This window comes from Marinifilum sp. D714, from assembly GCF_030851345.1.
GTDB lineage: Bacteria > Bacteroidota > Bacteroidia > Bacteroidales > Marinifilaceae > Marinifilum.
Genome location: NZ_JALPNU010000004.1, coordinates 267,263 through 288,069 on the forward strand (window position 1 = coordinate 267,263; position 20,807 = coordinate 288,069).

Consider the following 20,807-nt stretch of genomic DNA (forward strand, 5'->3'; position numbering starts at 1 on the left):
TTGTTGCATTTTCCAATTAATTTAGTTTTGCATTCAAAAACATCAATATTTCATAGTATGACATTTTTTCGCACCATAATTTTAGTGCTGACTATTCTACATTTTTCAAGCTGTGATAATTTACAAAAAAAAACGCAGTTTGAATTCCGTAAAGGCGATCTAATTTTTCAAGATTTAAATAGCGATTCCATTTCAGAAGCCATTGAATCCGTTACTGGAGGAGAGAAGAAGCTGAATTTTTCTCATGTTGGCATTGTAGATGTTGATTCAAAAGGGGATGTGTATATTCTCGAAGCAATTTCCAAAGGGGTTTCTTTGACTCCATTGGATAGTTTTGTACTAAGAAGCAATAAAGTTGCCATTGCCAGGTTAAATACCAAACTGAATACTAGAATTGAGGCAGCCATGACTTACGGAAAAAGCTTATTGAATTTTCCCTATGATAATATTTATGTAATGGGTGATTCGACCTATTACTGTTCCGAGTTGATTTATGAAATGTTTGTAAATACAGGAGATTCAACAGAAGTGTTTCAATTGAATCCCATGACATTTAAGGATAATCAATCAGGTGAATATTTGCCATTTTGGGTAGAGTATTACAAGAATTTGGGCGTAGAAATCCCGGAAGGAAAACCGGGTTTAAATCCCAATGGCATGTTTCAATCATCTAATATTGAAATTGTGTTGCCATACGGAAATCATCAATTTAATTAATCTCTTACACTATTATATGAACTCATTCTTACAACAAATCACCAAAGAGCTTTATACAAAATATACCTATGAATTATCAGACAGTATTTTGGTTTTTCCGAACCGAAGAGCTGGCCTGTTCTTTTCAAAATATCTGAACGAATTGGTTGAACAACCGCTTTGGGCACCAAGAGTATTTACCATTAGTGAGTTTTTCCGTTCTCTTTCCGATTTACAGATCGAAGACAACCTGGGATTGCTGTTTCGTTTGTACAAAATCTATGTGAAAAGAATGAAAGTAAGCGAAAGCTTCGATGAATTCTATCACTGGGGAGAGATGTTGTTGGGCGATTTTGATGATTTGGACAAGTACAGGGTAAATGCCGAGCATTTGTTTCAAAATCTGGCCGACGAGAAAGAGATCGAGAATTTGTTCGACTATTTAACGGATGAACAGGTTGAGGCAATACAGGCATTTTGGAGCAGCTTTAAACCAGAAAAATATTCAGAGCATCAAAAAGAGTTTGTGAATTTGTGGGAAAATCTGTTTGGTATTTATACCGATTTGAGAGAGGAACTGAAAGTAGAAAAGCTTGCCTACGAGGGAATGGCTTCGAGGAATTTGATAGATGGATTGGAATCGGGAGGAATTCAAATTGATGCCAAAAAAGTAATTTTTGTTGGGTTCAATGCCTTAAACAAATGCGAGATAGATTTGTTTGAGTTCTTGAAAAAGAAAGAGCTTGCCGAATTTTATTGGGATTACGACGAATCTTATCTGAAGAATCCATATCATGAAGCAGGTCTGTTTTTGCGCGATAATATCAAAAGATTTCCTGCTCCAAAAACAGAATTGAGCTTTTCGAATATCAAAGAGAATAAAGCCAAGGTGGAGTTTGTGTCTCTGTCATCAGAGGTTGGGCAGGCCAAATATGCACACTCTGTTGTGCAGGCATTTTGCAAGGATGAGGATGTAGCGCCGGAGGAAACAGCCATTGTTTTGGCCGATGAGGAACTATTGCTACCTGTTTTGCATTCCATTCCCGAGGTGGTAGAGAATGTAAATGTTACCATGGGGTATCCTGCTAAGAATACACCGGTTGCCAGCTTGTTACGCTTGGTAATCGACATGCAAAAAAGCTCCAGAAAAGTTGCAGGAGACATAGAGTTTCATCACAAAGAGGTGTTGGCTTTGCTGAATCATCAGTATTTGAATTCGGTAAATCCTGAATTGGCACAGGAGCTTACCCAAAATATTCTTACCACCAATAAAATAAAGGTTCCGCAAAAGCTTTTAACAGGCGATGAGGTAATCGAAAAGCTGTTTACACCCGTGAAGGATGTGAATCAATTTGCCATGTACCTATTGAATTTGCTGCAGAATGTTTACCAAAGATTGGAAACCAAAGAGGAAGAAAAATCATTGGTCGACAAGATTGAGCAGGAGTATATCTACCATCTGTTTTTGGCAATTAAGCGATTGAAAGCATTGTTGGATCAGCATCAGATAGAGGTGAAACAGGATACTTTCTACAAGATTTTGGAGAAAATGATTCAAACATTGAGCATTCCATTTGAAGGGGAACCTTTGGCGGGATTGCAGGTAATGGGGATTCTGGAAACACGTTTGCTGGATTTTAAAAAGTTGGTGGTTCTCTCGATGAACGAAGGGAAGTTGCCAAAAACAGGAACCGCAAATTCATTCATTCCATATCACTTGAGAAAGGGATTTGGAATGCCAACCATCGATCATCAGGATGCCATTTTTGCCTACTATTTTTACCGATTGATACAGCGAGCAGATGATATCAAATTGCTGTACAGTACCCAAAGTGATGGAATCAGGACTGGAGAGATGAGCCGATTTTTGTATCAATTGAAATATGAATCGGATTTTGATATTGAAGAATCGAGTCCGGGATATGATATCTCGTTAAAAGAGGCCAAACCCATAAGCGTTGAGAAGAATGAGCGAATTTTAAATCGCCTGGCGGAGTATTGCGGAGATCAATTCAGAAGCTTTTCACCTTCGGCTTTGAATACTTATTTGGCTTGCCCATTGAGTTTTTACTTTAAATACATTGCAGGATTAAAGGAACCCGATCAGGTTTTGGAAGAGATTGATCCTCCAACATTCGGGAACCTGTTTCACAATACGCTGGAAGATTTGTACAAACCATTTGTTGGCAAAACTTTGGAAAGGGAAGATCTGGAAATCATCAGGAAAGACAAAGATCTGATTGAAGAGAAGCTAAAGACCGCTTTTCGCGATACCTATTTTAAAACGCCGAAAGATAAAGAGATTCAGATATCAGGAAGAAACTTGTTGATTTTTGATATCCTGAAAAAGTATATCGATAGGATATTGGTTTTGGATCAACAATTTGCTCCATTTCAAATCCTATCATTAGAAGATGAATATAGAATTCAGATTCCGATATCGGGAGATAGAAAGGTAAACATTAAGGGATTGATTGACCGTGTTGACAGGGCTAATGGTACCATTCGAATCCTAGACTACAAAACGGGTAAAGCTGATTTGTTCTTCAAGGATATTGAATCTTTATTTGAAAAAGAGGGCAAGAACAGAAACAAAGCAGCTTTTCAAACCTTATTGTATTGCTTGTTTTACGAGGACAAAACGAAAGCTGCGGAGGCAATTTCACCTGGTGTGTACAGTCTGAAAGAATTCTTCAACAACAAGTTTGCTTGCATGTTGGCTCGAAAGGAAGGTCGTTCGAAACCAGAACTAGTTGATGATTACCGAGTATACAAGGAAGAATTTACCAAAGCTCTACAGGAAATGTTCGAGGAGATTTTTGATCCGAAGATTCCATTTACTCAGGTGGAAAATCAGGATGCTTGTAGGACTTGTTTGTATGCGGAGATTTGTCATAGATAAAGAATGATTTTTCTGCTCTAGTCGCAGGGGCTCTTCCTTTCTCCATTGATGAGAAAGGAAGCAAAGAATCTAGGGCGAGTAAGCTCAAACTACATATACTCGAAAACTTTAAGTGCGGCGGGGTGATCTTCGAACAAGTTCTCAGCTTCCCCGTCTTACTAAAACTTTTCTTCGTATAAGCAGCTTGTGCTTCCAATGCCCGAAAAGTAGGACTGAATGGTGCAGTAGGATTAATAACAAATGTATATTTATAAGAATGATGAAGAATAAATTCGCAATATTATCAATAGTTCTAAGTGGAATAAGCATTTGTTGTACCCTAAAGGTAAATTATGACCTTTGGAATCGATATGTATCTCTTACTAGTGGCAAGACAAAAGCTTTGTATGGATTGACAGAGTTATTGGAATATGGATATCAATACTATTATTCTATTTTTGGTGTATTGTCCTTGTTATTGCTTATCAGATCAATACGAAAATCCGAGCAGAGATCATTAATTATCTTAGGTGCATTATTGGCAATTTTTTCGATAGTTGCGGTCTATTTGAGATTATGGAAGTTATTTATTTAAGTTGATTATTAAGAATGAAATATTCAGTTTTAACCTTATTGCTATTGCTTTTTGTACTTCCTCTTTCTTCGCAGAAGAAATACAGTATCAAATCGCGCAGGGCCATACACTTTTACGAAGAAGCCGGGCAGCATTATCGAAACAGGGATAATCAGAAAGCTTTGGAAAGTTTAAGCAAAGCCTTGGAGGTGAACGACAAGTTTATTGAGGCTTATCTTTTTCAGGCAGATGTGTATTATACGCTAAAGGACAGTAAGTCTGAAATTGAAGCCTATCAGAAAGCAATAGCAATAGACGGAACTTATTTTCCACGGGTGCATTTTAACCTGGGGAATGCATACCTAAAGCAAGGAGAGTATCAAAAAGCCAAAGGCAAATTTCAAGAATTTCTGTCCTTCTCAAAAATCTCATCGAGGAATAAGGCAAAGGCGCAAAAACTGATTAAGAATTGTGATTTTGCGATGAATATGATTGCCAATCCAGTGGATTTTAAACCCATAAACATTGGTGATGCAATCAACACCAAGTATGATGAATACTGGCCCAGCTTAACTGCCGATGAGGAAGTGTTGGTGTTTACCCGATTGAGTACGGCCGAAAAATCTACGGAAGTAAAACTGGAGCTGCAAGAGGATTTTTGGATATCCTTAAAGGAGGAAGAAGCCTGGAGACCGGCCAAAGGTTTATCGGAAATCATTAATACCACAAGCAACGAAGGGGCACAATCGATAACTGCCGATGGGCAATACATGTATTTCACCGCTTGTGGCAGAAAGGATGGATTAGGCAGATGCGACCTGTACTATTCGGTTCGTGAGGGAGACAGATGGTCGAAGCCCAGGAATTTAGGACCTACCATAAATTCGGCAGCATGGGAGGCACAACCAAGCATTTCGGCTGATGGGAGAGTGCTTTATTTTGTGAGTAATCGCAAGAGTGGCAAGGGCAAAATGGACATTTGGCGATCGGAATTGGTGGAAAACTTAGCCGATGGCAGACAAAGGTGGTCGAAACCTGTAAATATGGATTTTAACACGGCAAACAACGAGATGTCGCCTTTTATTCATGCCAGCAACCAGTATTTGGTGATTGCCTCGGATGGATTACCGGGCATGGGATCTTACGATTTGTATAAACTAACTCTGCAGGAAGATGGGAAGTGGTCGAAGCCCGAAAACCTGGGATATCCGATTAATACGCATGGCGAGGAGTTGGGATTGGTGATCAATGCAAAAAGCGATAAGGCCTACTTTTCGTCGAACAGGTTGGAAGGAAAAGGAAAGGATATTTTTGTATTCGATTTGCCCAGGGAACATCGCCCCCCAATGGTTTCGTGGCTGAAAGGAAAGATATACGATGTGGATACAAAGGAAAACTTGTATGCCTCTTTGCAATTGATCGATTTGAGTTCGAAAGATACCATTGCCCGTATTCATTCGGATCGGGTAAATGGGAAATACCTGCTGTGTTTGCCTGCAGGAAAAGAGTATTTGTTTGCCGCCGAGAGTGAGGGCTATTTGTATTATTCAGATCATTTTTCGCTCTTGGAGAATCAAGAAAAGAATCAACCGCAAGAATTGAATATTGGTCTTCAAAAACTGGTATCAGGGAGCGAAATTGTACTTCGCAATGTGTTTTTTGATACCGATTCATGGGAAATTCTGCCAAAATCGGAGAGCGAATTGTCCATCCTGTTCAAGCTGATGAATCAGAACCAGAATTTGATTGTTGAGATATCGGGACATACTGATAACACAGGATCCGAAGAACACAATCTGAGCTTATCGGAAAACAGGGCAAAAGCAGTATGCGATTACCTAATTGCCAAAGGAATTCAAAAGGAGCGATTGCTGTACAAAGGATTTGGATCGAGCAAAGCAATAGCCGACAACAATACCGAAGAAGGTAAGGCCTTGAACCGAAGAACTGAATTTAGGGTGGTGAATAAATGATTTACCTCATTCTGTCTTTCTCCTGAAGGAGAAAGGAACCCAGCTTCGGTAATCGCGAACCATTTGAGTGAGAAATTCATTTAAAGAATAATCATTCTAAAAAAATCCTTGGGTTAAAACCCAAGTCAAAGGGATCAATTCAGCACAAACCATTTCCATTTGTCCTCTGCTTTGCTGAGGGCTTTGTTTTGATTGTGATCTTGTTGAGACAAAAATGAGCTCTCGACGAATTGCAAAGCCAATTTTGTGACAAAAATGAGCTCTCGACAAAATGTAAAGGCAGTTTTGGCGTAAAAAAAGGCTCTCGTCAATGTGTAATGGCAAATTCGCCACAAAAAAGATCTCTCGTCAGTGTGCAAAGCCAATTTTTAGACAAAAATGAACTCTTGTCAATTTGTAATGGCAAATTGTATCAATGGACCTGATTGCGATAATCGCCGAACCTTTTGAGAGTGATTTATTTGTTTTAAATCTTGGGTTAAAACCCAAGTCAGAGGATTAATTCAGCACAAGCCATTTCCATTTGTCCTCTGCTTTAGCTGAGGGCTTTTTTTTTCGTCAATCGGTAATCGAAAATTGGATGCCATTGACCTGATTTTTGTGATGCTATAATTGAGTGTAAAATATTAAGGAGAATGCTTTTCTTGTGGAGGATTGTTTCGTACTTTCAGTGGCGAAAATAATTAATATACCATATACGGTTATGTGATGTTTTTAATTGTACTAATGAATTTATAATCAAAAAAATCGATGAGTAAAGTTTTAATAATTGTGTTTGTTTTCTTTTCAGTTACTGGATTTTGCCAAAATCAAACGGATAGTCTGTTAAAGAAAAAATTCTTAGAATTTATAAAACAAAATAACATTGAAAGGGATAGTGTTTTAGAGAGAGAATTTTTGGAGTTTGCGAAAGAGAAATTAAAGTATAGACATAATGGAGAAAGGAAAAAACTTACGAATTCTTCTCAAATTTGTAAAAAACCATCTTACTCTGGGTACTTACATCTTCCTTATGGATTAAAAGGATATTTTGATTTTGAAGAGGGCTTGGAGTGCTCAAGAGAATCATATAAACCAAACTTAATTTGTTTTGTAGGTCACGGTTCTATTAAGTCTAGAGAGATGGAAGCTAATGTTTGGACAGATCCGGAGATTTTAAACTTATTGAAAGAAAAGTTTGTAATTACAGCTTTATATGTTGATGACAGAAAACAATTATCAAAAGAGAAACAGATTAAATCAATGAACAATGGTAAGTTGATAAAGACAATAGGAGAAAAATGTCTCAATTTCCAAAAACAAAAATTTAATGGAGACACGCAACCAGCTTATTATATTGTTAATTGTAATGGGGATTTATTAGCGGGCCCTTACTATTTTGATTTATCTATTAATTTTTATAGGAAGTTTTTACAAAAAGGATTAGAACAATTTAAAATGACACCCCAACAAAAATGATATACCTAGACTATAATGCCACCACACCGGTAGCAAAAGAGGTTGCAGAAGCCATGCAGCCATATTTATTCGAATATTTTGGAAATCCATCAAGTTCGCATTGGTATGGGCAGCAAACCAAAAAGGCAGTGGAGCAGGCTCGTGAGCGTATGGCGAAACTGTTGAACTGCAAGAGTGAGGAGATTGTGTTTACCAGTGGAGGCAGCGAATCGAACAATTATGCATTAAAGGGATATGCTTTCCAGAATAAGGATAAGGGCAGACACATTATCACATCGAAGATTGAGCATCCTGCCATTATTGAGGTTTGTAAATTCCTGGAACAAGAAGGATTTGAGGTGAGCTATTTGCCTGTTGACGAAACCGGAAGACTTAGCCTTAAGGATGTGGAAGAAGCCATTCGTCCTGATACGATTTTAATATCGGTAATGTATGCCAATAACGAGGTGGGAACTTTGCAGCCACTGAAAGAAATATCCGCTTTGGCGAAAAAGCACAATATTGCAGTACATAGCGATTGTGCCCAGGCGGTTGGAAAAGTACCTGTGGATGTGAAAGAATTGGGTGTTGATTTGTTGACTGTAGCAGGGCATAAATTCTACGGACCCAAAGGTATTGGGGCTTTGTACGTACGCGAAGGCATGGAACTGCAAAAGCTAATTCATGGTGCCGATCATGAAATGAACCGCAGAGCCGGAACAGAGAATATTCTGGAAGTTGTAGGTTTGGGCAAAGCAGCCGAATTGGCAATGATCGATCCGGAAAGCAGAATGGAAAGAGAAAGAAATTTAATACGAATTTTGAGAGAAGGTTTGGAGCCGTTGAGGGATTGCAGAATCAACGGAAATACTGAATTCTCTTTGCCAAATACCTTGAGTATTTCTTTTAAGAACTTAAGAGCAGCCGATATTCTTGCCCATATACCAAATATTGCGGCTTCAGCAGGGGCTGCCTGTCATTCCGATGCAGTAAAAATTTCAGTAACGCTTGATGCCATGAATGTTCCATTCGAATATGCCATGGGAACTCTGCGCTTATCGGTTGGGAAATATACCAGCGAGGAGGAAATTGTTAGTGCGATTGAGGAGATAAAGGAAGCTGTTAGCTTATTAAGAGAATAACCTAGGAATGTCTTTTTGTTAGTTTGCTCAAGCCGCAGGGGCTCCTACTTTTTCCATTGATGAAAAAGGATGCAAAAAATCTAGGGCGAGTAAGATCAAACTACTTATACTTGAAAAATTTAAGTGCGGCGGGGTGATCTTCGAACAAGTTCTCAGCTTCCCCGTCTTTCTAAAATTTTTCTGTGTCTAATCAGCTTGACCTTCCAATGCCCGAAAGGAGAGGTGTACTTTTCTGGAAATAATGATTGAGAAAGTATAAAATACGAAGAACGCAAAGATGAATTATCATACTTTGCGTACTTTCTTTATATGTCTTTGTGTGAAACTTCTAATTCAAAAAAGCCAAAGCTGAATCCATTAGCTCATTCATTTTTGAAATGGTATTCTGTTTTACAATTGAATTCAGATAACGCTCTTTTCCTGATTTTTTATAAAGTTTCTCTTTGGAGAACCAATCAGAAGGGTAGGAGATTACAGATGCTGTTCCCTGTTTTCCATATACAGGCAGCGAAAGGTAGTACACATCTGTAATTTCAATTTGCAATTGGTTGTTTTGCTCTTTCAAATTTAAAGTGTAGTACATCCTGGTTTGAAAAGTCGACGGTTTCTGACTCAAATAAATTAGACTATTTCCTTTAAGTTTGGCTTCTCCAGATTTTTCGTTGATCATTTCCAACTCAACAGCTTCGGTTGAAAGAATCCAATTCTTAAGATGATTGTAATTCTCAGGAGATACTTGAACGTACGCTGTCAATTTTAGAGCCGTTTGATCATCAATGCTGAGTTCTTTTTCTGCATGATTTTGGGCAATGGAAATGATTACTGTGGAAAGCAAAATGAAGGTGCAGAATATCTTTTTCATGGTGATTGTTTTTTAGGGGTTATGACTTACAATGGCTAGTCTTAAAGTAGTCATTTTGCAAGACAAATCAAAAAGAGACCATCGAAAAAGCTTGTTATACCATTCTAATTTAAAAATGATTGAGGTATAATGCCGATAGATATTTAAAGATCCATAACAAGTATGGTGAAGTTATAGGTCATTTAAATACTAATTGGTATTATTGCTTGATTCTCCCTGATTTATAGCTTGGTAGTTTTTTTTGGGCGGAATCAATATTATGCTCAATTTGTCAAACTTGGCAAACTTGACACTTGTTTTTTTAAGTGGAGTAAAATAAATTTACTTCTGAATCAGGATAAAAACATCCCGATTTTAGTTTCGCATATTTCACTTGGTTCGATCCTAGATTCAAGTTTTTAATATGATTTTAGTTGTAAGTAATTGAGAAGGGGCGGCGCCCCTTTTTTATTGGCCCTCTTTTTGCATTCAAAAAAATTACAAATTCTTTTTTTTTAGTGATCAATCATTCTCTTTATTCATGGGCGTTTTATAATTTTGTGGTACCCCGTGGTGAATTGATTTAACGAATTTTCTATGCTTTATATATTTTCTCCGAAAAGGATATTAATACTATTTTTTTTCTATTTGCTTGCTTTTTCTTTAGCGGCTCAAAACTATGTGCAAGATCAGTATTTGTTGGTCGATCAGTTAAATAGGTCTAACCATTGGGCTGATTCCATCTTTTCTACCATGAGTGAGGATGAAAAAATTTCTCAATTGTTCATGATTGCGGCTTATTCCAATAAAAACAAAAAGGAAACAGAGCGCATTGCATCAATAGTAGATCAATATCAGATTGGTGGAATTATCTTTTTTCATGGAGAACCAGGCAAGCAAGCCGAATTAAGCAATTGGTATCAAAGTTTATCGAAAGTACCAATGTGGCTTGGTATGGATGCGGAAAATGGCTTGGGGATGAGGTTGAAACAAACCATTAGCTATCCTCGTCAACTCATGGTGGGCGCTATTCAGGATAATGAGTTGATATACAGATTGGGGAAGCAAATTGGTAAGGAATGCAAGCGATTGGGTGTACATGTGAACTTTGCACCGGTGATGGATGTGAATAATAATCCTGTCAATCCTGTTATTAATAGCAGATCTTTTGGTGAAGATCGATACAATGTGGCCAACAAATCCTATGCGTTTGCCAATGGAATGCAGAGTTCTGGTGTAATCGCAGTTGGGAAGCACTTTCCAGGGCATGGCGATACAGATACCGATTCTCATGTTGATCTTCCAGTTTTGAATCACAATCGTGCAAGATTGGATTCGATTGAACTTTATCCCTTTAAAAAAGTGATTGCCCAGGGGTTGGGTGGTGTGATGATTTCTCACTTGAATGTGCCTGCCTTGGATCCAAATCAGAAGGTGGCAACTTTATCGAGACCTATTGTTTCCGATTTACTTAAAAATGAGTTGGGTTTTAAAGGATTGGTTTTTACCGATGCCTTAAATATGAAGGGAGTTCGCAAGTACTACGAAAAAGGAAAAGTTGATGTAAAAGCTTTAAAGGCTGGGAATGATGTTTTGCTTTTTACTGAGGATGTACAAATTTCATTAAAGGAAATTAAAGCTGCGATCGAAAATGGTGAGCTAAGCTGGGAGGAAATCAATGAGAAATGTAAGAAAATTCTGAAGGCCAAGTATTGGTTAGGACTTCACAACTATAAGCCTGTAAATACTGAAAGACTTTGGTCGGGCCTGAATACACAGGAGGGATTTATATTGCGCAGGCAATTGGCCGAACAGTCTATCACACTACTGAAGAATGATAGAAATCTATTGCCATTAAAACGTTTGGATACATTGAAGGTAGCCTCCATTGCCATGGGCGCTTCTATTCGAAATAGATTTCAAGAGTATTTGGGAAGATATACCGATATCGATTTTTACCAGATTGAAAAGGATGCTTCGGAAGAGCATTTCGAGATTTTGAAAGAGAAACTCGACAAATACAACCTGTTAATCGTAAGTATGCACGATACGGATCAACGTCCTTCCAAAAACTTTGGAATTACTGACCAAACGGTGCAATTGTTGTCAGAAATATCTGACAATAAAAAAGTGGTTTTCGACCTATTTGGCAATCCTTATGCTTTGGATCGATATCGAAATCTAAAAGATTTGGATGCCATTTTGGTTTCTTATCAGGATAGTAGAGAGGCGCAAATGGCTTCTGCTCAGATTGTTTTTGGAGGTTTGGCGGCTAAAGGAAAACTTCCGGTAACGGTAAATGATCATTTTAAGGTAGGCTCAGGAATTGAAACTGTTCATAACCGATTGGGATATTCATTGCCTGAACAGGTTGGTCTGAGTACTTTGAAATTAAATGTAATTGATTCGATAGCAGAAGATGCCATCAAACAAAAGGCAACTCCCGGATGCCAGATTTTGATTGCACGTTCAGGGAAAGTTGTATTCAATAAGTCCTATGGACACCATACTTACACAAGGAAAAGGCCTGTTCGAAATCCAGATATTTACGATTTGGCTTCCCTTACCAAAATTACAGCAACCTTACCGGCATTGATGCAAATGACGGATGAAGGTTGGATTGATGTTGATGCCAATATTGGCAAATACTATTCGAAGGCTAAGGATTCGAATAAAGACAGCCTGATTTTAAGAAAGATTCTTGCACATGAAGCTCGTTTGTTAAGCTGGAAACCATTTCACTGGGAGGCTGTTGATTCTACAAGTTTTAAGGATAACCTATTTAGCAGAAGCTATTCCAAGAGATACAGTTTAAAACTTGGAAAGAACCTTTACATTGATAGAAATTACAAATTCAAGAAAGGAATTTTATCAAAAGTGAAGTCTGATACTTACCCGATTGAGGTAGCCAAAAATCTATATATCAATAATAATTACAAGGACACCATACTGCAAGGAATTTTGGATTCGGATTACCGTGAGAAGAATGGTTACAAGTACAGTGATTTGGGATTTATCCTGATGGGGGAAATGATATACGAAAGATCAGGAGAACCTCTGGATAGTTATGTGAGTCGTCATTTCTATCGTCAGTTGGGAGCCGGAACTTTAGGATATCATCCCAAAAGAAGATTTAGCTTAAAGCGAATTGTACCAACTCAAAAGGATAATTTCTTTAGAAAGCAATGGTTAAAAGGATATGTGCACGATCCTACATCCGCAATGCTAGGAGGTGTGGCAGGTCATGCCGGTATGTTTGGCAATGCCAGCGACTTGGCTAAACTGGCTCAAATGTATTTGCAAAAAGGAGAATATGGCAGCGAAATGTACATTGGGTCCGAAACCATGGAGAAGTTTACTTCGCGAGCATATCCTGAAGGAGAAAACAGAAGGGGAATAGGCTTTGACAAACCATTTTTAGATCCGACCGATGAAAATGGACCAACCAGTAATTTGGCTTCATTGTCAAGTTATGGACATACAGGTTTTACGGGAACCATGATTTGGATCGACCCTGATTATGATTTGGTATATATCTTTTTATCGAACCGAATTTGCCCTGATGAAACTAATGTGAAATTGATGGAAATGGACGTCAGAACCAAAATACAGGAGTGTATTTACAAGGCCGTAAGACCGGAAATTACTCCTGCAAGACAGTTTTCTAATTTGTTGGTTTCACCACTTGATGAAAGGATTTTCAATTAAGGAGACATTCAAATATTTTGGATCATTGCTGACTTCCTGATCAATCCATTCGGGAAGTTCAATTTGTTCTTCGGAAGATGTCAGTTCAATTTCAGCAACAATTAAGCCCTGGTTGTCGCCATGGAATACATCCACTTCCCAGGTGTGTTGATTCATAGGAATCAGGTATCGGGTTTTCTCTATTTTAGCATCACATAGTTCAAGCAGTTCATGAGCATCCGTCATGGGAATCTCATATTCAAATTCGCTTCTCTTTAAAATGTCATTTCCCGATTTAATCGTTAGAAAAGCTTTTTCGCCAGCAATTCTAATTCGTAAACTTTTCTGTGGATCGCTCCAGATGTACCCTTGAATAAACTTTATTCCATCATTGGGAAGAGGGAGCAAATCATGATTTACCAGGAATTTTCTTTCTATTTCTATTGCCATTTTTCAGTTATCACTGTTTGTAAAATTGATTTCCGATGATTTTTAAGCCATCAAGAGTCAAATCAGGTTCGTGGTGATCAAAACAATCAATTACCGGAAGCATAACTTTTGATAAACCACCAGTTGCAATCACCCTTGTTTCGCCTTCTAATTCTGATTTAATTTCTTTCAAAAGATATTCAACCAAACCCTTGTAACCCATTACAATTCCTGCTTGCAGTGCATGTGTGGTATTTTTACCAATGCATGATGGAGGAACTGCAATGTCAACATTGGGCAGCTTTGCAGTATTCTGAGATAGAGATGCCATTGCGGTTTTTAAACCAGGAGCAATGCTCACGCCAAGTAGGTTGCCATCAGCTTTTATAGCAGTAAAAGTAAGTGCTGTACCAAAATCAACAACAATACAATTGCCTTTGTATTTGTTGTGAGCTGCAACTGCATTTGCTACCAAATCGGTTCCTATCTCGTAAGGATTTTTGATTCCGATATTTAATTTCGGATATAGTTCAGGTCCTATTACCAATGGTTCTTTTCCGAATAGCTTTTTGATCATTTCCCGAATGGGCAGAATTAGTGAAGGAACCACACTACTTACTACGATTTTATCAATTTCTTCGAGTTTAATGTTTCGGCTGGAAAGTAAGGTACGATAGATTACTTCGTACTCATCTGCAGTTTTGTTGGCAACCGTATGAATCCTAAATTGTTCAGTCCATTGGTTGTTGTCTGACAAACCACAAACCACATTGGAATTTCCTATGTCAATGGCTAATAACATCTATTTGTAAATGATTTTAACTCTAATTTACTCTGTTTTTTTCTTTTCCGTCAATTAAAAAGGAAACGATATTCTCGCTGGCCTCTTTGCCCATTTCTATTCTGGTTTCGATTGTGGCTGTTCCAATATGCGGAACTACAACTACATTCTCCATTTGCAATAGTTCTGGATGAATTTTGGGCTCGTGTTCAAACACATCCAAAGCAGCACCTGCTATGGTGTTCTTTTTTAGCGCGTCAACAAGCTCCTGCTCGTTCACCACTGGTCCTCGTGCCGTATTGATAAGCAATGCAGTATCTTTCATCAGCTCCAACTCCTTCTCCCCAATTAGGTGATGTGTTTCATCAGTTAACGGGCAATTCAAGGAAACCACATCCGACTGTTCCAGTAAATCGGTAAAACTAAGGTATTGATATGCTGAATTGTCTATTTTGTTGCGATTGTAATACACTACTCTCATACCAAAAGCTTCGGCTTTTTTGGCAACGGATTTTCCAATTTTTCCCATTCCAACAATACCAAGAGTTTTACCATGCAATCCGGTTCCTAGGTTTTTCATGACTCCCCATTCAAAATCGGGATTGGTTTTTAGACCATGATGACACTTTGCAATACCTCTGGAAAGAGATAAGATCAATGCCAGGCAAAGTTCGGCTGTAGGCTCACAAACTGCTTCTGGCGTATTGCAAACCACAATCCCTTTTTTGCCAGCCGTTTTGATATCGATATTATTAAAACCTACTCCGTAATTGCTGATGATTTTCAATTGCTTGCCAGCTTCAATTACCTCTTTGGGAATTTCTTTGTTGAATATCGACAAGAGTGCGACACAGCCTGGGATTCTTTCAATTAATTCTTCGGTTGAGAAAAATTCTTTACCAGGATATATCAAATCAAAATCTTTTTCGAGCTCCAAAAGTCCTTGAGGAGGAATAGAATAGGCGATGAGGATTTTGTCTTTCACAATGTAATTTTTTAGTGATAATTTCAATTTTGAAATTTAAGCAATCATTATTAATAAGCTGTATTGGATGCTAAAAATTCTGGAAATTAAAAGGCAAATTTAAAAATTGATGCTTTCTTCGTAGCTTTGCGATATTATCATATCTACAAAACAAACACTACACGCCAAATGATATTATTGGATAAACCTTACGTTTCCAAGTTTTTAAAGGAAACAATAGTAAAATATGATTTTCCTGCCTTAGATACTGGAAACATCACAGAACATGGAGAACTAAGTTTGATAAGCCCTGAAGAAATTATTAAAAATTTTCAGAATGATTCCAATAGCAGGTTGTATACCAATTCTGAAAATTCAATCAACTGGGTGGTGAAGAATTTGGGTTTTACAAAATTGCCGGAATACATTAATTTTTTCAAGAATAAGGTTGAGTTTCGCAAGCTGATTCAGAAAATGTATCCCAACTTTTTCTTTCGAGAAGTGGGTTTGAAAGAGTTGGATGAGATCAAACTGGAAGAATTGCCAATGCCATTTATTATTAAGCCTGCTGTTGGTTTCTTAAGTTTAGGAGTTCACAAGGTGTTGAATCAGGAAGACTGGGTACGAGTAAAACAATTGATCAAAGATGAGTTTACCGAAGCTCAAAGCCTGTTTCCAATCGAGGTGGTAAATGCTTCTAGTTTTCTGATTGAAGAAATTATTGAAGGGGAAGAGTTTGCTTTTGATGCCTATTTCGATGAAGTGGGAGAGGCTACCGTATTAGGGATTTCGAAGCATTTGTTTTCTTCAGATACCGATGTAAGCGACAGGGTTTATTATACATCCAAAGAAACCATTAAGCAATACCTTGAGCCTTTCACCCAATTTGTTCAGCAGCTTGGAAAAGAAGCCAATCTGAAAAACTTCCCGGTGCATGTTGAGGTACGTGTGGATAAGCAAGGAATATTGATTCCGATTGAAGTAAATCCAATGCGATTTGGAGGCTGGTGTACAACGGCAGACTTAACATATTTTGCTAGTAAACTGAATCCATATTACTGTTTTCTAAAAAATATCAAACCAGATTGGAATCAAGTTTTGGAGGAGATGGATGATGAAGTTTACTCTTTAATTATTCTCGATAATTCAACAGGAATTCCTTCGAAAGAGATTGCGAAATTCGATTATGATGCCTTGTTGACCAAATTTGTTCAACCATTGGAATTGAGAAAAGTAGATTATAAAATGTATTCTATTTTTGGAATGCTATACACCAAAACTCCTAAGAATCAATTTTCGGAAATTGAGGAAATTCTAACTTCGGATTTAAAGGAGTTCGTTCAATAAAATTGATGATTGAAAAGATTAAGATACGTGAAGCCAAATTTGGAGATGCCAGCAAAATTACAATGCTAAAGCTTCAGGTTTGGCTTCATACATATGCTACCGATGGTATTGAAGGAGAATATGCCGATTACCTTGTAGCTGAAATTTCCCAGGAAAAGACAGAACATATCATTCAAAATCCTGACAAGAAAATTTTTTTGCTAGAAAAAGAGGGAGGTACAATTGGTTGTTATCAATTGGATTTTGATACCCTATGTCCGAATCCAGAAATTAATGCACCCGAATTATCCGTTTTGTACCTTTCACAACATTTTCAAGGAAAGGGATTGGGCAAATTTATGCTGAAACATGCCGAAGAGGAAATCTTAAAATCGGGTTCTGATGCCATTTGGCTAACGGCATATTATGAAAATAAACAAGCCATTACTTTCTATCAGCATCAAAATTATGAGATTAAAGGCAAATGTTATTTCGAAATGGGCGATAGCCAATACGAGAATTGGGTGTTCTGGAAAACTTTAAAATAATTAGCAGACATGAAAGAATTTTGGGACGAAAGATATAGTCAGGATCAATTTGCATATGGGGAAGAACCAAATGCATTTGTAAAAGAGAAGCTACCTATGTTCGAAGTGGGGAAGGTATTATTCCCGGCAGAAGGTGAAGGACGCAATTCAGTGTATGCAGCTCAATTGGGTTGGGAAGTATCGGCATTTGATTTTAGTGCTAGGGGAAAAGAAAAAGCCGATGAATTGGCGAGTTCGAAAAATCTGAAGATAGACTACAGAGTTTGCAGTTTTTTAGAGGAAAGCTACAAAAGAGAGGAGTTCGATCTTATTTGTATGACCTTTGTACATTTCGATCCGAAGATTAAAACGGAAATGCACAAGCGTTTGGATAGTTACCTAAAACCAGGGGGACATATTATTTTCGAAGCATTTAGCAAAGAGCATCGAGAGCTTAATAAGCTAAACCCCGAAGCAGGAGGTCCTTCTGATGCCAAATACATGTATTCCATTGAAGAAATTGAACGCGATTTTAGCAATTACGAGATCATTGAGTTGAAAAAGGAATTGGTGCATCTAAATGAAGGAGTCGGACATGTAGGAGAGAGTTCCTTGATTCGATTTATTGGGAAGAAAAAAGAATAAACGACTAGCCGGAAATGATCTTTCGATGATAATTTTTGCAATTAAAATTTGCCAGTATCTTGATATATTTTTCTCTCGATACTGAGCAAATCCTCTCATGAGGTTCAATTTTAGAAATGGAACATGATAGAATTGTTATCCAGCCATAGACAAAAGGGGTTATTTCTTTAAAATGCCTTTTTCAACACTTTCCTCAAGAAGTTTTTCAGTATAATTCCAAAGTTCTGTCGAACCGTTTTTGATTATTTTTTTCTTATCGTAAACCGTTTGATATTTTACTCCAAACTCCTCCCATGTTCCACCATTATTGGATGTATTCTGCAACAAAGGTTCAAGTCTGTCCATCGACTTGGCAAATTTTGCCTCATTAGAAATGCCATCTTCAAACTCGGTCCAAATTTCGATAAATTCTGCAGCTTGTTTCTCAGGTAGCATCCCAAAAATTCGCTTGGCACATTTCAGCTCCTCTTCGGTATTATCGTGATTTTTATTCTGGTCGTATATAAAGGTGTCGCCGGCATCTATTTCTACAATATCATGTATCAATACCATTTTTATAACTTTCAACAAATCAATTTTTACATCAGAATATTCGCTTAAAACAATTGCCATCATCGCCAGGTGCCAACTGTGTTCAGCATCATTTTCGTTTCGGTCGCTATGAAACAATTTTGTCCTTCTCTGGATGTATTTGATTTTATCAATCTCTTTAATGAACTCTATTTGTTTTAATAAATTCTCTCTTGTCATTTCAATGTCTGTTTTTTATCCCCTTACCAGGGGTGACTGTATAGAAAGTAGTCGATTGCTGGCCTCAAACTGATTTAACTGTTTTAAAATTGTAGTGCGCTTAAGCTTTTGAATCGAATAATAGCTGGACTGTTTGTAAATGCAGACCTATGTTGGTTTTTTCTTTGTTTCTGATTTATTCAGGCAAACGTTCAAATTTAGTTATTTCCTCCAAAGACTCATCCCAGTTTGCTTTATTTGAAATAAAAATATGGCCATCAGGTTGCTTTTCTAGTGTGGTATCCAAACAGCCAGCAGGGACTACTAAAAGTTTACCTTCCATTTGTAAATTGGGTAAAGCAGAGCCGCAATTTGTACAAAATGCTTTCAAGTGATTGCTTTTGGGGGGTTGAAAAACTTTAATTTCAGTTTCAGTCTTCAGCCATTCTAATTTAGCTGTTGTCGAAAATAAGTTTGCAGCATGAGCAGAGCCTGTATCTTTTCTACAATATCTGCAATGACACAAATAAAAACTCTCAAAATCACCGATTACTTTAAATTTAATTCCTTTGCACAAACAAGAACCCAAATGTTCCATACAATAAGTATCTGCGTTTATAATTATGAATTTAGAACAAATGCTTTTTCCAGCATTAAAACCAAAATACTCATATTTTTTGACTTACACTTTTCAATCTCTCCTTTAGTAAAATTCAAAATGGAAACTGTTTCGACCCTCTGTTTAAATAAAATACTGTTACACTACAAGTCTTTTCTCAAGTTCTATTTTGGGAATGGAACGCGAAAGGATTCAGCATCAGCAAGGAAAAACTTCCGCTACTGCCGAGTTCTCTCGTTTGATTCAATCTTTAATATGGGACAGGATTAAATCTCTCACCAGTAGGGGAAGTTAAATTGCGCTATAGGCTTAAGGATTATAGTTTGTGCAGGATATCCTTTTTTCTTTGCATACTGTGTAGCAATTGGCTTCCTTGGTTTAGAAAGTTTTCAACATCTGATTCTTCATATAACCATTTATTGGTTTCTACACCTACAACCATTTTACCTTTTAACTCTTTCACAAACTGAAGGTAATCCTTTTCAATGATCACTTTTAGCGGATTCGTTCTCTCAGTCATTTTTAAAAAATGCTTAACGGCTGTTGCATTTAAGATTCGCAAAGGGATATCGCTCGATTTTGATGAGATGGTAACATTCTCATCAATGTAATGATTACCTGTTTTGCGCTTGTTCGATGTTAGAAACTTATCCAACCAGTCTTTCTTTGTCATTTTAAGCTCAAGAGGTTCTGGTATGTCAATAAGGCCGTACAAACCTGTATAGGTACAATTCATATAAGCTTTGGTTCCAAAAGAATCATAGGCGCAAAAGAACAAATTGTCTTTTTTAAATATTACAAACTTGGTATTCAAAACCGGATCAGAAGGAAAGAAATGAAACCGTCTGTCATTCGTGTGGGTATCATAATCCAATCCATGCTTTTTAGGATAGTCTACCAATATATCAAATGCACTTCGTTCTTCCATGGCTTATTGTTTTTTGATGTTTTTGTTCAATCTACAAATATGTATTTATACCCTCATTTAGGGATGTAATGTACACGTATTTGCTTGTGAATGTACAAAACAATAATCCTTTTGCAAAGCATTTATATTGTTATTTAAGTTAGATTGGGGGAGAAGTAATAAGAAATTCGATAAGTGCGCCTATTGTACGTCCAACTCTCTTTTTCACCAGTTTTTTATTGAACCCGAATTGCAGTCTTTTCGGGATGTTATTATTTCATTCAATTCATTAGGGATTGCACCTTTCTCATGGGCTTTAGCACTAATTAAATTGCTGAATGTTTCAGATAATTCATTTGGTCCAATTTTACGATAGCCTTCAATAAGTTCTTTAATGCTATCCTCCTTATAATGATCTACAAAATTATCGATACCTTCCATAACACCACTAATCCGCCAGCTCCTTAAATTTTCGATATTTTCCTTCAATTTGTAAGCTTGATTGTGGGGTATTGCTACTATCCATTTTTATTGTGAATAGATATTTGTGATACGACCAATAATCACTTTTCCATATAGTTTTTAATGTATAATTTATATTAATTCTTACTGTTTAGAATTTTAATGTTTTTTACATTTGTTTTTTCCT

The 20,807-nt window shown here is 37.2% G+C and carries 17 protein-coding genes; 9 read left to right on the forward strand and 8 right to left on the reverse strand.

The features are described 5' to 3' along the window. The first annotated feature begins 57 nt into the window (after positions 1–57). The 5 genes from M0051_RS06350 to M0051_RS06370 all read left to right on the forward strand — a co-directional run bounded on the left by M0051_RS06350 (position 58) and on the right by M0051_RS06370 (position 8,703). Entirely contained in the window at positions 58–717 is a 660-nt protein-coding gene (locus tag M0051_RS06350; RefSeq protein WP_306740693.1) for a YiiX/YebB-like N1pC/P60 family cysteine hydrolase, read from the forward strand. 16 nt (positions 718–733) lie between these two features. Further along, positions 734–3,598 carry a PD-(D/E)XK nuclease family protein gene (locus tag M0051_RS06355; RefSeq protein ID WP_306740694.1) on the forward strand — a complete coding sequence of 955 codons (2,865 nt, stop codon included), beginning with the start codon at positions 734–736 and terminating at the stop codon, positions 3,596–3,598. A gap of 588 nt (positions 3,599–4,186) precedes the next feature. Continuing rightward, positions 4,187–6,124 (forward strand): OmpA family protein, encoded by a 1,938-nt coding sequence (locus M0051_RS06360; RefSeq protein WP_306740695.1) that lies wholly within the window; start codon positions 4,187–4,189, stop codon positions 6,122–6,124. 750 nt (positions 6,125–6,874) lie between these two features. Then, complete coding sequence (locus M0051_RS06365; protein WP_306740696.1) at positions 6,875–7,582, forward strand: hypothetical protein; 708 nt, start codon at positions 6,875–6,877, stop codon at positions 7,580–7,582. Further along, on the forward strand, positions 7,579–8,703 hold the full coding sequence (locus tag M0051_RS06370) for a cysteine desulfurase family protein (RefSeq protein WP_306740697.1): 1,125 nt from the start codon (positions 7,579–7,581) through the stop codon (positions 8,701–8,703). Before M0051_RS06365 ends, M0051_RS06370 begins: the two co-directional genes overlap by 4 nt. Before the next feature lie 328 nt (positions 8,704–9,031). Here M0051_RS06370 and M0051_RS06375 read toward each other — a convergent pair whose 3' ends face one another. Next, on the reverse strand, positions 9,032–9,565 hold the full coding sequence (locus M0051_RS06375) for a hypothetical protein (RefSeq protein WP_306740698.1): 534 nt from the start codon (positions 9,563–9,565) through the stop codon (positions 9,032–9,034). 576 nt (positions 9,566–10,141) lie between these two features. Between M0051_RS06375 and M0051_RS06380 the strand changes: the two genes are divergently transcribed. Next, positions 10,142–13,252, forward strand: a complete 3,111-nt coding sequence (locus M0051_RS06380) for a glycoside hydrolase family 3 N-terminal domain-containing protein (RefSeq protein ID WP_306740699.1) — start codon at positions 10,142–10,144, stop codon at positions 13,250–13,252. Here M0051_RS06380 and M0051_RS06385 read toward each other — a convergent pair. Genes M0051_RS06385 through M0051_RS06395 form a run of 3 tightly spaced genes read right to left on the reverse strand, consistent with a single transcriptional unit; the run spans position 13,223 to position 15,426 of the window. Beyond that, a complete protein-coding gene (locus M0051_RS06385; protein ID WP_306740700.1) occupies positions 13,223–13,681 on the reverse strand; it encodes a CYTH domain-containing protein in 459 nt (152 codons plus the stop codon). The genes M0051_RS06380 and M0051_RS06385 overlap by 30 nt on opposite strands. A gap of 10 nt (positions 13,682–13,691) precedes the next feature. After that, entirely contained in the window at positions 13,692–14,462 is a 771-nt protein-coding gene (locus tag M0051_RS06390) for a type III pantothenate kinase (RefSeq protein WP_306740701.1), read from the reverse strand. Positions 14,463–14,484: 22 nt separating this feature from the next. Beyond that, entirely contained in the window at positions 14,485–15,426 is a 942-nt protein-coding gene (locus M0051_RS06395) for an NAD(P)-dependent oxidoreductase (RefSeq protein ID WP_306740702.1), read from the reverse strand. 168 nt (positions 15,427–15,594) lie between these two features. On the opposite strand from M0051_RS06395, the gene M0051_RS06400 reads away from it, so the two are divergent. Genes M0051_RS06400 through M0051_RS06410 form a run of 3 tightly spaced genes read left to right on the forward strand, consistent with a single transcriptional unit; the run spans position 15,595 to position 17,903 of the window. After that, complete coding sequence (locus M0051_RS06400; protein ID WP_306740703.1) at positions 15,595–16,752, forward strand: ATP-grasp domain-containing protein; 1,158 nt, start codon at positions 15,595–15,597, stop codon at positions 16,750–16,752. Positions 16,753–16,757: 5 nt separating this feature from the next. After that, positions 16,758–17,279, forward strand: a complete 522-nt coding sequence (locus M0051_RS06405) for a GNAT family N-acetyltransferase (RefSeq protein ID WP_306740704.1) — start codon at positions 16,758–16,760, stop codon at positions 17,277–17,279. Positions 17,280–17,288: 9 nt separating this feature from the next. Then, positions 17,289–17,903: a bifunctional 2-polyprenyl-6-hydroxyphenol methylase/3-demethylubiquinol 3-O-methyltransferase UbiG gene (locus M0051_RS06410; protein ID WP_306740705.1), complete on the forward strand. Its 615-nt coding sequence runs from the start codon at positions 17,289–17,291 to the stop codon at positions 17,901–17,903. A gap of 159 nt (positions 17,904–18,062) precedes the next feature. Here the strand turns inward: M0051_RS06410 and M0051_RS06415 are convergent, their stop codons facing one another. The 4 genes from M0051_RS06415 to M0051_RS06430 form a co-directional block, all read right to left on the reverse strand. Continuing rightward, entirely contained in the window at positions 18,063–18,653 is a 591-nt protein-coding gene (locus tag M0051_RS06415; protein WP_306740706.1) for an HD family hydrolase, read from the reverse strand. Positions 18,654–18,828: 175 nt separating this feature from the next. Then, entirely contained in the window at positions 18,829–19,230 is a 402-nt protein-coding gene (locus M0051_RS06420; protein ID WP_306740707.1) for a GFA family protein, read from the reverse strand. 337 nt (positions 19,231–19,567) lie between these two features. Next, complete coding sequence (locus M0051_RS06425; protein ID WP_306740708.1) at positions 19,568–20,179, reverse strand: hypothetical protein; 612 nt, start codon at positions 20,177–20,179, stop codon at positions 19,568–19,570. A gap of 204 nt (positions 20,180–20,383) precedes the next feature. Continuing rightward, positions 20,384–20,647, reverse strand: coding sequence for a hypothetical protein (locus tag M0051_RS06430; protein WP_306740709.1), 264 nt, complete (start codon positions 20,645–20,647; stop codon positions 20,384–20,386). Positions 20,648–20,807: the final 160 nt, after the last annotated feature.